The 12959-nt window shown below is 72.4% G+C and carries 12 protein-coding genes; 5 read left to right on the forward strand and 7 right to left on the reverse strand.

The window, feature by feature from the left end:
• Positions 1 to 194 precede the first annotated feature (194 nt).
• The 4 genes from WMF28_RS34470 to WMF28_RS34485 form a co-directional block, all read right to left on the reverse strand.
• Positions 195 to 626 (reverse strand): hypothetical protein, encoded by a 432-nt coding sequence (locus tag WMF28_RS34470; protein ID WP_437597760.1) that lies wholly within the window; start codon positions 624 to 626, stop codon positions 195 to 197.
• 496 nt (positions 627 to 1122) lie between these two features.
• Complete coding sequence (locus WMF28_RS34475; RefSeq protein WP_437597761.1) at positions 1123 to 2487, reverse strand: serine/threonine-protein kinase; 1365 nt, start codon at positions 2485 to 2487, stop codon at positions 1123 to 1125.
• A gap of 53 nt (positions 2488 to 2540) precedes the next feature.
• Complete coding sequence (locus WMF28_RS34480; RefSeq protein WP_437597762.1) at positions 2541 to 3500, reverse strand: hypothetical protein; 960 nt, start codon at positions 3498 to 3500, stop codon at positions 2541 to 2543.
• Between the two features lie 288 nt (positions 3501 to 3788).
• Positions 3789 to 4454, reverse strand: a complete 666-nt coding sequence (locus WMF28_RS34485; protein ID WP_437597763.1) for a hypothetical protein — start codon at positions 4452 to 4454, stop codon at positions 3789 to 3791.
• Between the two features lie 312 nt (positions 4455 to 4766).
• Here WMF28_RS34485 and WMF28_RS34490 point away from each other — a divergent pair, with 312 nt between their 5' ends.
• Positions 4767 to 5588, forward strand: a complete 822-nt coding sequence (locus WMF28_RS34490; RefSeq protein ID WP_437597764.1) for a hypothetical protein — start codon at positions 4767 to 4769, stop codon at positions 5586 to 5588.
• 718 nt (positions 5589 to 6306) lie between these two features.
• Here WMF28_RS34490 and WMF28_RS34495 read toward each other — a convergent pair.
• From WMF28_RS34495 to WMF28_RS34505, 3 genes are all read right to left on the reverse strand, one after another.
• On the reverse strand, positions 6307 to 6795 hold the full coding sequence (locus WMF28_RS34495) for an ArsI/CadI family heavy metal resistance metalloenzyme (RefSeq protein WP_437575385.1): 489 nt from the start codon (positions 6793 to 6795) through the stop codon (positions 6307 to 6309).
• A gap of 46 nt (positions 6796 to 6841) precedes the next feature.
• Positions 6842 to 7147, reverse strand: a complete 306-nt coding sequence (locus WMF28_RS34500) for an ArsR/SmtB family transcription factor (protein ID WP_437480477.1) — start codon at positions 7145 to 7147, stop codon at positions 6842 to 6844.
• 166 nt (positions 7148 to 7313) lie between these two features.
• Entirely contained in the window at positions 7314 to 8225 is a 912-nt protein-coding gene (locus WMF28_RS34505; RefSeq protein ID WP_437597765.1) for a nucleotidyltransferase domain-containing protein, read from the reverse strand.
• A gap of 211 nt (positions 8226 to 8436) precedes the next feature.
• On the opposite strand from WMF28_RS34505, the gene aroA reads away from it, so the two are divergent.
• The 4 genes from aroA to WMF28_RS34525 all read left to right on the forward strand — a co-directional run bounded on the left by aroA (position 8437) and on the right by WMF28_RS34525 (position 12886).
• On the forward strand, positions 8437 to 9804 hold the full coding sequence (aroA, locus tag WMF28_RS34510; protein WP_437597766.1) for a 3-phosphoshikimate 1-carboxyvinyltransferase: 1368 nt from the start codon (positions 8437 to 8439) through the stop codon (positions 9802 to 9804).
• Positions 9805 to 9836: 32 nt separating this feature from the next.
• Positions 9837 to 10760 carry a (d)CMP kinase gene (cmk, locus tag WMF28_RS34515; RefSeq protein ID WP_437597767.1) on the forward strand — a complete coding sequence of 308 codons (924 nt, stop codon included), beginning with the start codon at positions 9837 to 9839 and terminating at the stop codon, positions 10758 to 10760.
• Positions 10744 to 11703, forward strand: a complete 960-nt coding sequence (locus tag WMF28_RS34520; RefSeq protein ID WP_437597768.1) for a hypothetical protein — start codon at positions 10744 to 10746, stop codon at positions 11701 to 11703. The genes cmk and WMF28_RS34520 overlap by 17 nt, the downstream gene beginning before the upstream one ends.
• Before the next feature lie 70 nt (positions 11704 to 11773).
• Positions 11774 to 12886 carry a hypothetical protein gene (locus tag WMF28_RS34525; protein ID WP_437597769.1) on the forward strand — a complete coding sequence of 371 codons (1113 nt, stop codon included), beginning with the start codon at positions 11774 to 11776 and terminating at the stop codon, positions 12884 to 12886.
• Positions 12887 to 12959: the final 73 nt, after the last annotated feature.

The raw sequence follows: 12959 nt of genomic DNA on the forward strand, positions 1-12959 counted from the left end.
CGGCGAGAGCGAGCTTGCGACGGCCGAGGCGGCGGCGCGCGAATGCCGGGAAACACTCCATGGAAAGTTCCCGCCGTGGGACAGCGACCCGGACCATGAGCACTGGCTCGTGGCGGTCCGCGCAGCTCGCGCCCAGGCGCTGGCCAGCGATGCACCGCCGGACAAGGCGCTATAGCCCCAGCAGCCCCTCCCGGCTAGTCGGCCCCGCTGCAGTCCGAGACGTGAAAGACCGCCGTCTCGAGGCGCGCCTTCGCACCGTCGAAGAGGCGGATGAGGTCACACGGCCCCGCCGCCACGTCGGCCTCGTATGGGTCACCTTGCTGCTCCTGGACGACGATCTCGCATGCGCCCTGGTACAGCTCTCCGTCGATTCTCGCGGACGCGTGAGGCGAGTCGGCCTGGTCCATCACGTCGAAGAAGGAAAGCGTCTCGCCATCCTTCGCGACCGTCACGCTGAGCTCACCTTGGTTGCGTACGATGCACATCCCTGAGACGGCATCGCTTACCCCCACGGCCTTCGTACCGTTGCCGCCGGTGTCGATCACCAGGCCTTCGCCATTCCGCGAGACGGTCACCTTCCCCGAGACCTCGGGATCGGCGATGCACCCGCAGATCGAGGCGCTCACAGCAACCCAGAACAGGGGCAGGAGCGCGCGCCCGAGGACACCTGCGACCGTCTCGCTCATGTCGTGCATCCCTCCTGGCTCTGAGGGATCACCGTCGGCGGACTCCCCCTAGGTGTGCAGCACATCACGTGCTCTTCTCCGTCCTCTTCAACATAGATCGCGCTGTCCTCGTATCCCTCCCAGCAGACATCGTCCGCCTGGCTGGGGATCACGCAAAGGGTGTACCCGTCCGGGAGGGCGTCTCGAACGATGCCGGCACAAGCACGTGCGAACGTCGGCGACTCCGGGGCGGTGGAGGCCCCTTTCCTCCACCCGTCCCAGAGAACATCCGTGTCCTCCGCGCAGCCGTGCGCCTCGCTCTGCGTGCCATTCCAGAGCCACACGGCGGGGTCCCCCTCGTGTGGGCCTCGGCCGGGGCAGCCGAGATCGGGGACACAACCTAGCCCAGCGCTCGCGCCGATGAACAGAAGAACGCATCGCATCGACAGAAGCCCTCCTAGTACAGCGCAGGACCACAGCTCACATCGCCGGCCTCGCAATACGGCCGGCGCAGGTCGGCTTCCACCACCACCGCGGTTCGCCGCGAGAGCGCAGCGCGGGGGCGGCGGCTCGCTTCCTTCGAGGCGGCCCCCGCCGACCCCACCCGCGACGGCAAGCGCTGCTGCTCGCATGGTGGCGACACCCGCTCGACCAGCACCGCCCCAAGCTTCTCCGCGCGGGGCGCGATCACAATCGGGCGCGTGAGGCAGAGCGCGCCAGCGCTCAGCGCGCCCGTTGCGGCGAGCGCAAAGGCGACACGGCTCGCGAGCTTCCGGGGCGCCGTACCGGAAGGGTTGCTCCGGGCAATCACTGGATCTCGCCCAGGTTCTCGGACGAGCGAGGACGGCGGCGGCCAGACCAGCTCCTTCGGAGGGAGAGCCGTCGGCGATGGCACCTCGAGAGGGGGGATCTGCGGCAGCGGGCGCTCATCCTCGTTCGGCGCCCCAATCACCGGCGCGCTCTCGGACGGCCGGGTGCCCGGATCTTCCGTCACCGGCGCTGGTGAACGTGGACCCTCCAGATGGGAGCTGCGCAAGGTCGACGGCGCCACGCCGGCGACCGGGGCGTGCTCCTCGCCGCGGCTCGGCGCCCGGTCCAGTGGGGCCCATGCATCCGCGAGGCCCTCGAGCACGGTGATGAGGTGGTCCACGTTCCTGTACCTGCGGCGCGGATCCTCTTCCAAAGCCATCTCGATGGCGGCAGCCACAGCGGGCGGCGTGTCGATGGGGATCGCGGGCCTGTCCCGCTGCACCCCCAACGTACCTGGCGGGCCGACGTCGAGCGGGCGACGGCAGACGAGCTCGTACAGCAAGGCCCCGAGACCATAGACGTCCGCCCGTGGCCCCACCCGGTCGCCGCTCAGCAGCTCAGGAGGCGCCACCAGCGGCTCCCGCGCCGCCTCGTGGGGCTCGATCCGGAACAGGCGAACCAGGCCGAACTGGCTGATGCTGTAGTCCCGCTTCGACGTGATGAGCACGCGGTCCGGCCCGAGCGCCCCATGGCACCATCCCAGCGCGTGACACCGCTGGATCGCGCGGGCGATCTCGATCACCATCCGCAGCGCGGTCACCCCGAGGTCGGCCCCACGCGTCGCGTCCATGATGCTGATCCCGTGGCTTCGCCGGCACGCGACCCAGGAACAGAAGTCGCCCGCGTCGCCGTAGAGCACGGGCTCGATCTGCGGGACCGCTCGCGCGATGTCCTGCAAGCGCTGGAGCTCGGAAGCGAAGGCCGTCCGGTCCATCGGTTGGCCCTCGCGCAGGTGCAACCAGACGGTCGCGCCCTCATCGCCGACCTGTTGGGCGAGGAACGTGCGGACCATGCCGTCGTGAACCTCACTGAGGATCCGGTGACCTTCCCAGACTGTACCAGGCTCTACCATGCGAACCGCACCTCCGCGCCACGCGCGCTTGCGCGGACCTGAGCATTGCTCGGGAGCACCGCAACCACCAGCGTCGCGGCCCCCAGCACGCTGCCGGCGACGAGGGCTGCCGTGCTGACGTGCTGCTCTACGTCGATGGTATTCATCGCTCTTCGCGCCGCATCGGTCTCCTCCCAGTCGGGCTTGCACATCTCATCCCTCAAGGCGCTGTCCTCCAGCGATGCCACGATGTGCAGCACGATTCCCGATACCAGGAACGCGCCCGATGCTGCTGAGCCCGCGTAGAGAAGCCACCGCCCCGGGGGCGCTGCCGGTTGTGCCGGCGCGCCCGCCGGCCTCGCCGGCGGCGGAGCGACCAGCGGAAGGCTCGCCGGCTCGGCGCTCAGGAGGACGGCGCGCGGCTCCGATTCTCCCGCGGTGACGTGCACGGTGGAGCGCACCGTCCGGCCGTCCGGCATCGCCGCAGCGACCTCGTGCTGCCCGGGTGCGACATAGATTCGACCGCTCTCGTCCACGAGACGCCCGTCGACGAGCACCGGCGCCGCCCCGGCGGGCGCGAACACACGCAGCTCCGCCACCTGCCGCCGCGCCGCGGCCAGGTCCGCGTGCCGCGTCTCGTGAAGTTTCCGCTCCCTGGGCGTGGCCGGCGGGCGCATCTCCCGCACGCAGCGCGTGAGCTCCACCACGGCGTCCACCCAGCGCCCGAGGCGGCGGTCGAGCTGCCCGAGCTGGCAGATCCCCACCGTGGATCTCTCGATGTCGTAGATCTGCGCCCACAGGTCACGGGCGCGCGCGATGTCGAGCCGCTCGAACGCCGCCTCCGCCTCCCTGATCAGGGCCACCACCCGCGGCGACCGTGGCGGCGGCGCGGCGAACGCCGGCGTGAGCGCGAGGAGGAACATCGCGACGGCCGCTGCATGCGACCAACAGACGACCAGCGCAGAACGCAGCAAAGCTCACCTCGGCCCAACGAAGGGGACCGGATGCCGCGCTGGCCCAATCCGGCGCGGCATCCCTCTTTCCGCCCAGCCTCGGCCGGAGCGGCGTCTGTTCCTCGCGCAGAGGTGAATTACCATGGGTCTCCTGGCGCTGTGAATCCTGGATTGCCCCAATTTGCGGGCCGTCATGCATTCCGGTTCATGACCAAGAATTCTCACCGTTCAGCGGCTTGTGTGCTCGCCAGTAGCGTCGGTTCTTCGGCTCGCCACGTTCACCGCCGACGGGCCGCACACACGCGCCGTCTACGCGGCGACGTATCGCCGCTGCAACGCGCGGCGCTCCTCCTCCGTCGACGCCGTGATGAGCTCGATGTAGGGCTCGAAGGCGAGGGGCATGGGGAGATCGAAGAGCAGGTGCTTCTCGGGATCGACGCTCTTCCCCGCGCCATGGCAGAGGAACAGCCGCTCCTGGAGGAGCGGGAAGACGGCGAGGGAGGTGAGCTCGTGCCTCTCGATCGTCTCGATGTCGGCGATCGACGGCTCGAGGATCTCGTCGAACACACCGCTCGGATGCTTGAAGGGACCTCCGGCGTGATGGTTCACGTCCTTGCGCACGAGCGCCCCGCCGCGACCGATCGTGATGAACGAGCGCTCGTGAGGCGTGCCCTCCCAGACCGTCACCCGCCGGCTCGTCGCGTCGGGGTGGATCCACACGGTCGGGAGGTCGGCGTTCAACGGCTCCACGCCCTTGACCCGGCCGATCGTGCTCGATCTGAGGAGCTGCCGGGTGACGGCCGTGCAGAAGAGGGCGTCCGTCGGAACGAGCCTTGTCCCCTGCCAATCGCGATCCCGGCGGAAGTGACGGAAGAGGACGAGGTAGGGGGACCTGCACATCTGCGCGAGAACGAAGAGCCCCCGGCGGGTCTCGAGATCGATCACGTTGCCAACGCCCCAGGTTACGCGTCCCATCGCGGCCGCGACTCTACCCGTTCAGGCTCGCTCCGGCGAGGCGATCGGTTACGCGATCGCCGGCGGCTCGTCACGCGGCGGCGGCTTGACCTACAGGCAGCAACGCGCTCGCTGTAGGACGCGGCCAGCCCGACGATGGCGGGAGGCCGCCTCTCGCTCGGCCAGGGTGATGCATCGCTCCGTGGCTCGAGGGCCATCGCCCGTCCCCGGCCACGGAGCAAGATCGCGACGCCAGTCCGGGCGCCCAGCAGCTTGCACTCAGCCAGCCCAGGACCGACACTCGGAGCGCCCCTTACCAAAGGAGGGTATCTCATGGGTTATCGCAATCTCAGTCCCCAGGCGATGGTCAACATCTCCGCGCCCTGGCTCGATCCGGCGCAGGATCGGAAGGTCTTCACGTCGCTGCCGCTGCTCGCGCCGCTCCTGCCCGCGGTCGAGGAGGCGCACGGCCGGATCCTGACCACGCAGCGGCTCGGCTCCAGCCTGCAGCAGCAGGCGAAGACGCTCATGGAGAGGGCGCTCGCGCTCGACGCGACGCACGACCGCAAGCTCCGCGGGGCGTACAACTACCTCGGCGCGCTCGCCGAGCTGACCGACGATCCCGCCTTCGCGGCGGCGCTCCTCGATCTGCGGGATCGGCTCGCGCCGGCGGGGCTCAAGGCGATCTCGCGGAGCTACGGCGACCAGGCGGGCGACGCCAAGCTGCTCCGGTCGCGGCTCGACGAGGCCTCGGAGAAGCTGCTCAAGAAGCTGAAGACGCCCGAGGGGCCGCTCGCGCAGGTGGTGGACGCCTGGGTCGCGGCCGCGCTCGAGATCGAGAAGGTGGAGGCGCAGCGCGATCAGCTCGCGCTGAGCGCCCCGTCGAACACGGACGGGGCGACGCCGCGCGAGGTGCTGAACGCCCGCAACGGCTGGATCCGCGTGGCCCGCGCGGTCGAGACGAACCTCGCCCTCGAGAAGGCGGCGACCGGCGAGATCGCTGACCGCCTCCTCGGCCGGCTCCACCGCGAGTCCGCCCGGGCCGACCGGCGCGTGCGCAAGGGCGGCGCCGAGGGCGAGGCCGAGCCCGCGCCGGCCGACGACGCCGCGCCGCCCGCTGCCGGCGACGACGACGATTCCTTCGACGGCGCCTGATCCTGGCGCTCCTGGCCTCCGCGCCACGATCAAGCCCCCGCGCGGGGCGCGCGAGGGAAGACGCCTTGCTCGATCTGCCGCCCTCCACCTCACGGAAGTAAGCCATCTTACTTTTTTCGCCGCCTGCCGCCGGGTGCGCGGCTGTCCACTTGCGCGGAACAGGTGTCGGGCGGCGATTCGAGTAAGAGTCCTTACGATCAGGTGCCACCGGGCGGCAATCTCGCGTAAGAAGCCTTACTTCGAAGGGCCACCAAGCGGCGATCGCCGGCAGTTGACTTGCGCCGAGACGCCACCCGGCGGCGATCGCCGGCAGTTGACTTGCGCCGAAGCGCCGCTTGCCGGCGATCGCCGGCAGTCCGCCTGCGCCGAGGCGCCGCTTGCCGGCGATCGCCGGCAGTCCGCCTGCGCCGAGGCGCCTCTAGAATGCCGATCACATTGAAATTCCGCTAAAATCGACTCATGGGAAGAGGACCGCAAGGGCGCAAGGGCGCAAGGGGGGAGAAGAATATAATTCTATCTCTGTTCCCTTGCGCCCCTTGCGCCCTTGCGGTCTCTCGTCTGACTGGGTGCCGTGCCCTTCCAGCGTGCTCCTCGGCGACTCTGACGGGTGCCACAATCTGTTGAATTTAGCTGAATTTCAACCTATTCGGCGTTCTAGTCCGTACCGGCAGCAGCCAGGGCCGTCCCGAGCGCCTCGGCGACGGCCCTGCGGGGGAGATCAGCGCGCGGCGGCATCGTCGAGCTTGGACGGCGCGCAGCACGCCGGCGCGCAGCACGCGGCATCGCTCTTCGCGGCATCGCTCTTCGAGGGCACCGCGGGCTGACTCCCCATCACGGCCGCCTCGCCCTTCACCACGAACACCTCCCACGAATTGCCGTCGGGGTCCTCGATCCAGACCTTGTCCTGCACCGCGTAGCAACAGGCCGTGTCCTCCTCCGTGAAGGTCCTGAGCTCCGCGGCCTCGAAGCGGCTCTTGGCCTCGAGCACGTCCTCCGTGCTCGCCACCTGGACGCCGAAGTGGCTCGCGTTGACGCCCGTGCGCGGCGCCTCCTGCATCGTGAGGTTCAACGAAGGCGACGCGAGGTCGAATTTCGCATAGCCGGGACGACGCTTTGTGGCGCTCACGCCAAAGGCCTTCTCGTAGAACGCGACCGAGGCATCGATGTTGGAGACGTTGAGCGAGACATGAGGCTTGAGGACATTCATCGCGCACCTTCCTTCCAAAAAGTTCGAAATGGAGGGCAAAAAAAACTCAGCAGCACGCCTTGCCGCGCTTGCAACAGTCCTCCCACAGGTACGCGGTCAGGGCACGGAGCGCCTCGTAGTCGGCGCTGTAGTAATGAAACGTCCCTTCCCCGCGCGTCCTCAGGATGCCCGCATCGACGAACCGCTTCAGGTGATGGCTCAGCGTCGAGGCGGCCAGTCCGACGTGCGCCTGGATGTCGCCGGCGGAGGCGCCCTCCGCGCCGGCCTGCACAACGAAGCGCAGGACAGCCAGCCGCACGGGGTGCCCGAGCACGGCGAGCTGCTCGGCGTGACGATCGAGCTTCGACGACACGCCCTACTTCTACAATTGTCGAAGCATCGGCGCAAGCCCTTCTTCCAGAAAATACGAACTGGTGCCGCGTCCCCCCGGGGTCCTCGGCGCCTTGGTCCCCCCTCCTTGCTCGACGTGTGTCCGGGCCCGCCCCCGCGGCGACCCTCCGCGACCGTCGCGGCCGATGCTAGCAGCTCGCCCCGTCCCGGCGGCACAGGTCGCTCATCTCGCGCGCGAGCGCCTCCATGCGCCCGAGGCTCCCGAGCAGCGCCTGCGCGCCATCGCCCGGGGCGGAGAGCGCCGCCTCCACCCGGTCGGCGAAGCGCTCGGGACACCGCGGGAGCGCCCGCGTCCTCAGGAGGGAGCCCTTCTCGTTCGAGAGGTAGCGCTCGTTCAGCGCGAACAGCGCCTGCACCAGGCAGGCGGCGGCGCGGAACAGACAGCCGCTCACGTACGTCACGTCGCCGCGCCTGGCCGCCTTCTTCGCGGTGTCGATCGCGAAGCCGGCCTCCCACAGGAACCGGTCGAGGAGCGCCCTCCTCAGGGCCGGCGGATACGGCGTCACGAGCGCCTTGAGCGGGGCCAGCGCGCCTCCCGGATCGAAGAGCGGCCGGCAGTCGTGGAGGTCGGCCAGGTAGATGGAGCTGAGGAAGCCGTGAGGGTGCCCGGGCTGGTAGTCGCACGTCACCTGCCCCGCGCGGCATTCCTCGATCACGCGCCGCACGCGGGCGAGATCGCGGTAGAGCCAGTCGACCCGGTGCCCCTCGATCTCGAGCCACGCGCCCCCGTTGATCCACGGTCCCCACGCGCCGAGCGGCGTCACGTCGTCCCCGGCGGCCGTCGCGAGGAGCTCCCGCGCGAGCGGCGTCACGGTATCCCCCGCGCCGCTCGCGCAGAGCTCCCGCGCGAGCGCGCGCAGCGCCGGGAGGTCGGGCGGGCGCTCCGGCTCGTAGTAGATGCCAAGATCGATGTCCGAGTCCGGGTGGCCCTCGCCGCGGGAGCGCGAACCGCCCAGCACGACCGCCACCACGCCCGAGATCGCGCCGAGCCGAGCCGCCACGCGCGCTGCCACGTCGAGTGCCCCGTTTGCCCCGTTCACGCCGCCTCCTGTCGCTTCCCCGCGACACGCCGAGCGTAACATCAGGACGCGCCCGGGCGCCCGGACCGGACAGGCGCCGCCGCGCCCCGCCCGCTCGCAGCCCACGCCGCGCCCCGCCCGCTCGCAGCCCACGCCGCGCCCCGCCCGCTCGCAGCCCACGCCGCGCCCCGCCCGCTGTGCCTGCGCCCGCCGTTCTGCTAAACGGCAACGCGTGCCCGACCTGATCGTCCACCCGGCCGAGCGACCTCTCCTCGGGAGCGTGCCGGTTCCCGCGGACAAGAGCATCGCCCACCGGGCGCTCCTCCTGGCTGGGCTCGCCATCGGGCAGAGCCGCATCCGGGGCGGAACGCTCGGCGGCGACATCCTCTCGACCGTGAACGCGCTGCGCGCCATGGGCGTCCGCGTCGAGGAGCCGGCGCCGGGCGACCTCGTCGTCGACGGCGCCGGGCTCTCCGGCCTCCGCGCCCCGGCGGGGCCCATCGACTGCGGCAACTCCGGGACCACCATGCGGCTCCTCTCGGGCATCCTCGTCGCCCAGCGCTTCGCCGCGCGGCTCGTGGGCGACGCGTCGCTCTCGCGCCGCCCCATGGAGCGCGTGGCGAAGCCGCTCCGCCTCCGCGGCGGGCACATCGAGGGGCAGCTCGACCCGCGCAAGATCGGCGAGATCACGGCGCCGCTCGACGTCGGGCCGCTCCCCGAGCCGCACGTGCTCTCGTCCATCGAGTACGACCTCCCCGTCCCGTGCGACCAGGTGAAGAGCGCCCTCCTCTTCTCCGGCCTCTTCGCCGACGGGCCCACGTTCGTGCGCGAGCCGATCGTCTCGCGCGATCACACCGAGCGCATGCTCACCGCGCTCGGCGTCCCGGTCGACTCGGTCGGCGCGATGGTCTGCCTCGACGCGGCCCGCTTCTCCGGCGCGCTGCCGGCGTTCGACGTCGACGTGCCCGGCGACCTCTCCGCCGCCGCGTTCCTCATCGCCGCCGCGCAGCTCGTGCCGGGCAGCCGCGTGACCGCGCGGCGCGTGGGGCTCAACCCGACGCGCACCGGCCTGCTCGAGGTGCTGCGCGACATGGACAGCAGCGTCGCCGTCGAGATCAAGGGCGAGGCCCTCGGCGAGCCCACCGGCGATCTCCACATCGCCTCCGGCGGCGCCCTGCGCGGCGGGCGCGCGGGCGGCGAGCTCGCGTCGCGCGCCCTCGACGAGCTGCCCATCCTGCTCGGCCTCGCGGCGCGGGCGCGCGGCCTCACCGAGGTGTTCGACGCGCGGGAGCTGCGCGTGCAGGAGACCGACCGGATCGCGGCGATGGCGTCCGTGCTCGGGGCCTTCGGCGTGCGCTGCGAGGAGCGCACCGACGGGCTCCTCGTCGAGGGCAGGCCCGACCGGCCGCTCGACGCGGCGGACATCGACAGCCGCGGCGATCACCGCATCGCGATGACGGCCGCCGTGCTCGGGCTCGTCGCGAGCGGGCCCACGCGCGTGCGCGACGCGGGCTGCATCGCGACGAGCTTTCCCCTCTTCATCGGGACGCTCCGCGCCCTGGGCGCGCGCATCGAGGTCGAGGGCGCCCGCGCGGCATGAGCGGGCGAGCAGGTGAGCGAGGAGGAGCGCAGGTGACGGAACGGCAGAGACAGGACGACGCACGCCACCTCCCGGGCCAGGGCGAGCTCCGGCGGCTGCGCGTCGCCATCGACGGACCGGCCGGCGCCGGCAAGGGCACGGTCGCGCGGGGGCTCGCCGAGCGGCTCGGCTACCTCCTCGTCGACACCGGCGCGATCTACCGCGCCGTCGCGCTCGCGGTCCACCGCGTGGGCCTCGCGTGGGACGACAGCGGCGCGATCGGCACCCTCGCCGAGGATCTCGCGAGCGGCGGGCGCATCGCCCTGGAACGCGGCGGGCCCGGCGCGCCGCCCGACTCCACGGACGCCCGCGCGGCGCACGACGTCCGCGCGGCGCACGACGTCCGCGCGGCGCACGACGTCCGCGCGGCGCACACCACCTCGGACGCCGGCGCAGCGAACGCCGGCGCAGCGGACGACGGCTCGGCCGACGGCCCGGCCCACTCGAGCGTGGGGGGCAGCGGCATGCGGGTGCTGCTCGACGGCGAGGACATCTCCAGCGCGATCCGCGCGCCCGAGATCAGCCTCGGCGCGAGCCGGGTCTCGGCCGTCCCCGCGGTGCGCAAGGCGCTGCTCGCGATGCAGCGGCAGGCCGGCGCCGGCGGCGGGGTCGTGCTCGAGGGGCGCGACATCGGCACCGTGGTGTTCCCCGACGCCGAGGTGAAGTTCTATCTCACCGCGCCGGCCGAGATCCGCGCGAAGCGGCGGTACGACGAGCTCGTCGCGCGCGGCATCGACGTCAGCTTCGAGGCGACGCTCTCCGACGTGCTCCGCCGCGACAAGGCCGACAGCGAGCGCGCCGTCGCGCCGCTCCGCAAGGCCGACGACGCGATCCTCGTCGACTCCGGGCACCGGAGCCCGCAGGAGATCGTCGACGAGATGGCGACCCTCGTGGAGATCCGTGCGCGCGGCGCGTGACGTCCGCGCCGCCGCCGCCGTCGTCACCGTGATTGCGCTCGCGCTCCCGGCCTGCGGGGGCGCGGCGCCGCGACCCGAGGCGCGCGGCGTGGGGAGCCCGGCCGGCCCGCGGATCGTCCGGCGCATCGAGCCGGCCGATCTCCTCCCGGCCGATCTCGATCTCGTGGTGCGCGTCGACGTCGCCCGTATGCGCGGCGACCTGGGCCAGGCGGCCGCGGACGAGCTCGCGCGGCGCGCGCTCGACGAGGTGCCCGACGAGGCGCTCGAGAGCGCCCTCCACCGCGCGGACATCGTCTGGCTCGGCCTGCGGCTCGCCGATCTCGAGGAGGGCGACCGCGTTGTCGTCCTGGAGGGCCGGATGGCCGGACTCACGCCCGATCCCGAGCGCTGGGAGGCGTCGCCGGCAGCGAAGGGCGTGCAGGGCGGCGTCGCCGTCTTCGACCGCCGCGACGGCAGCGCGGGCGCGCGCGCCGACACGGCGCGGATCGTCGCGCTCGGCGATCGCGCCGTCGCGCTCGTGTCCGCGGTCGAGGTGAGCAGCGTCGCGCGCGTCCTCCGCGACGGCCCCGACGAGCGCCGCGGCGACCCGGCCGCCGAGGGGCTCGTGAGCCTCGACCTGCGCGCGCGCCGGCTCCCTCCCTCGCTCGCGCGGCGCTTCCCGTCGATCGGCGCGGTCGTCGCCGGCGTCGAGCGCGTCCGCGCCGTGGCGTCCCTCACCGACGAAGGGGTGCGCCTCGATGCAGAGATCGTCGGCGTCGACCCGGCCGGCGCCGCGCGCGCCCGCCGGCTCCTCGAGGTGCTCCGCGACAACGTCGAGGAGGCACGTTACGTGGACCTCATGAAGGCGCTCTCGATCGAGCAGGTGGAGCGCACCGTGCGGCTCCGCTGGCTCTTCCCTGCGCCCCTCGTGCTCGCCCTGCTGTCCCGGAGCTCTCCCGGCTGAACCCATCCCCGACGCGCGTCGGTTTCGTTTACGTTCTCTGGCTGTCCCGGCGCTCCCCCGGCTGAAACCGATGTCCGACACCCTGATCGAAGAGCCGATCCGACCGACCGTGATCGACGACGCCGCGGCGCCCGCGCCTGCGCCCGACCCCGCCGAGGCGCAGCCCGCGAAGCCCGGCGACGGCGGCGCCCCGCCGCGCCCTGCCCGGCCGCGGGGGGCCGCGTGCCTCGTCGCCGGGCTCGCGCTCGTCGCGCTGCTCGCCGGCGTCGCGCTCGGCGTCTACTTCCTCTTCTGGCGCTACGAGCCGACGGCCCGGCGCCACATCCCGGGCGACGCGAACATCGTGCTCCGCCTCGAGACCGCCGATCTCGCGCTCTTCGGCCCCGTGCGCCGGCACTTCCTCCCGCTGCTCGACGAGGCGCCCTCGGGCACGTCGCGGCGGGCGCGCATCGAGGCGGCCACCGGCCTCGATGTCCTCTCGGATCTGCGCGAGATCGTGATCGCCTCGACCGACGCCGCGAGCTGGGTCGCGCTCGCGGGCGGGCGCATCCCGAAGGACCGGTTCGTCGCCGGCATGGAGAAGGTCGCCCGCGAAGAGGGCTGGGCCGGCCTCCGCCGCGAGGGAGATCTCCTCCTCCTCGGGCCGCGGGCCGTGATCGGCCAGGCCGACGACGGCACGCTCGTCCTCGGCACGGACGTCGAGATCGTGAAGGCCGCGCTGCCCGCGTCGGACGAGTGGCAGCGCCTCGATCTGCCCGAGCAGGGCCCCGTCACCTTCGCGCTCACCAGCGCCGCGTGGTCGGGCGCCGCCGGCGTGGTCTCCGCCGTGCTTCCGCGCGCCGGAGCGCTGTTCCGCCGCATCGATCACGCCTCGGGCACGTTCACCCTCGGCGCGGAGCCCGCGCTCGCGATGCGCCTCGCGCCCGTCTCGGGCGACGCCGCCGCGGCGCTCGCCGCGGACACGCAGGCGTTCCTCGGCAGCCTCAAGCTCGCCCTCGCGCTGCTCCCCGACGTCGCCGGCGCCGGGACCGCGATCGAGGGCGCCCAGGCCGTAGCGCAGGGCGATCGCGTCGAGCTCCGGGCGAAATGGCCCCACGAGGGCCTCGATCGCGCCTGCGCGGAGCTCGCACAGCGGGCCCGCGCCGCGCGCGACGCCGGCGGCGCCCCGCGCCCCGCGCCCTGAGGGCGCGCGCTGCTTTGAGCCGGCGGGTTCGTCGTTTCTCGGGGAAACGACAAAAACCTCTCGTGGCTCGGTC

Source organism: Sorangium sp. So ce590, from assembly GCF_051521365.1.
In the GTDB taxonomy this organism is placed as follows: Bacteria; Myxococcota_A; Polyangia; order Polyangiales; family Polyangiaceae; genus Sorangium.

Coding starts and splice junctions, on each gene's coding strand:
- WMF28_RS34475 (WP_437597761.1), bottom strand. CDS start 2,487: ATGGTCCGCACGTTCCTCGCCCAACAGGTCGGCGATGAGGGCGCGACC.
- WMF28_RS34485 (WP_437597763.1), bottom strand. CDS start 4,454: ATGGGACGCGTAACCTGGGGCGTTGGCAACGTGATCGATCTCGAGACC.
- WMF28_RS34490 (WP_437597764.1), top strand. CDS start 4,767: ATGGGTTATCGCAATCTCAGTCCCCAGGCGATGGTCAACATCTCCGCG.
- WMF28_RS34495 (WP_437575385.1), bottom strand. CDS start 6,795: ATGAATGTCCTCAAGCCTCATGTCTCGCTCAACGTCTCCAACATCGAT.
- WMF28_RS34525 (WP_437597769.1), top strand. CDS start 11,774: ATGTCCGACACCCTGATCGAAGAGCCGATCCGACCGACCGTGATCGAC.